This is a genomic window from Chitinophaga sp. (genome assembly GCF_035564935.1).
Classification (GTDB): domain Bacteria; phylum Bacteroidota; class Bacteroidia; order Chitinophagales; family Chitinophagaceae; genus Chitinophaga.
In genome coordinates this window covers 1-1,674 of the sequence record NZ_DATMTE010000899.1, presented here as the reverse complement: position 1 = coordinate 1,674, position 1,674 = coordinate 1, and the positions used below count along the sequence as shown (strand labels likewise).

Annotated in this window: 1 protein-coding gene; it reads left to right on the top strand. The window is 43.4% G+C overall.

All coding sequences use genetic code 11. The features are described from left to right. Positions 1-1,544 (top strand): T9SS type B sorting domain-containing protein (locus VN105_RS23410; protein WP_325644780.1); only part of this gene is annotated, 1,544 nt, incomplete at its 5' end. Positions 1,545-1,674: the final 130 nt, after the last annotated feature.

Sequence of the window (1,674 nt, the reverse complement as noted above, 5' to 3'; positions counted from 1 at the left end):
CTTCATTGGCATTCTGTAACGGGGATACGGTTCCTGCCTTACAGGCAACTTCGCCAAATGGAATCACAGGAACATGGAGTCCTGCTTCAATAAACAATACCGCAAGCGGAAACTATATTTTTACGCCAAATGCAGGACAATGTGCTACTAATATAACTTTGAGAGTGACTATCACGCCTCAAACAGTACCAAACTTCCAGACAATAATAACAATCTGTAACGGAAGTACAGCTCCTGTCCTGAATACGACTTCTCCAAACGGAATCACCGGAACCTGGAATCCTCCAACTATCAGCAATACTGCAAGCGGAAGCTATGTATTTACGCCAAATGCGGGACAATGTGCAACAACAGCTACTTTAGCCGTAACAGTAAGCAATAGTATTTTACCGGATTTCCCAACGGCATTGACATTCTGTAACGGCGATTCGGTACCTGTGCTACAAACAACATCGCCTAACGGAATATCAGGCACATGGAATCCTCCGGCAATCAGCAATACTGCCAGTGGAAATTATGTGTTTACACCAAATGCCGGGCAATGTGCAACGGGCACGACGCTAGCGGTTACTATTAACAGCTTTGTGCTTCCTGCCATTAGCGGTCCTGATGCAGTTTGCCTGTCAAACACGATACAGCTAACCCATCCTACTCCTGGCGGAACCTGGACGAGTGGGAACACGAATATAGCAACGATTGATGCAGCCGGAAATGTTACCGGAGTTAACGCAGGCGCAGTAATAATTACCTATACTGTAAACAATGGCAGCTGTACGGCATCGGTCAGAACAACTATAACGGTAGCTGCACCACCAAAACCAATACTTAGGGAAGGCTATATCTGTCTTGACAATGAAACGGGCAATTATATTTCTACGGTTAATCTGCATTGCCAGATTCCCAATGCTAACCATAGTTTTGTCTGGACCCGAAACAACACCGTCCTTCCTACTACTACCAATATGCATATTGCCACCGAGCCCGGAACCTATGAAGTAACAGTAACTAATCTGACCACAGGTTGTACGGCAACTGCAACAACAACTGTAGGCACATCATCTATTGCCATTGCAGAAGCTACAGTAGGAAGAGATTTTAATAAAAACCAGACCATTACGGTTAACGTTACGGGCGGTTCAGGACAATATGAGTTTCAACTGAACGGCGGTGCACCGCAAACCAGCAACCAGTTTACGAATATTTATGAAGGTGAATATGAAATTACGGTAAGAGATACGCAGGGATGCGGTTTGATTACGCTTACCGTATACGCTTTGAATTATCCTTATTACTTTACGCCGAATGCGGATGGTTATAATGATACGTGGAACATTGACGGACTGGCCAACCAGCCAGAAGCTCAAATTTTTATTTTTGACCGTTACGGAAAACTAATCAAGCAGATTTTTCCTTCGTCTGCCGGATGGGACGGTACCTATAACGGACATCCGCTGCCGGCAACAGATTACTGGTTTAAATTGCTTTATAAGAGCCGTGATGGAGTGAACAAAGAATTTAAGGCCCATTTTGCCCTGAAAAGATAATTTCCAATATTTCGTTACTTAAATACCACAGCATGAATTTCATCAAACCAAAAAGATACGAAGATGTCGTATATAATATGGACCAGGTGTACAAAATCGAAAAGCTAATTGACGAATATGAGTTTCATTT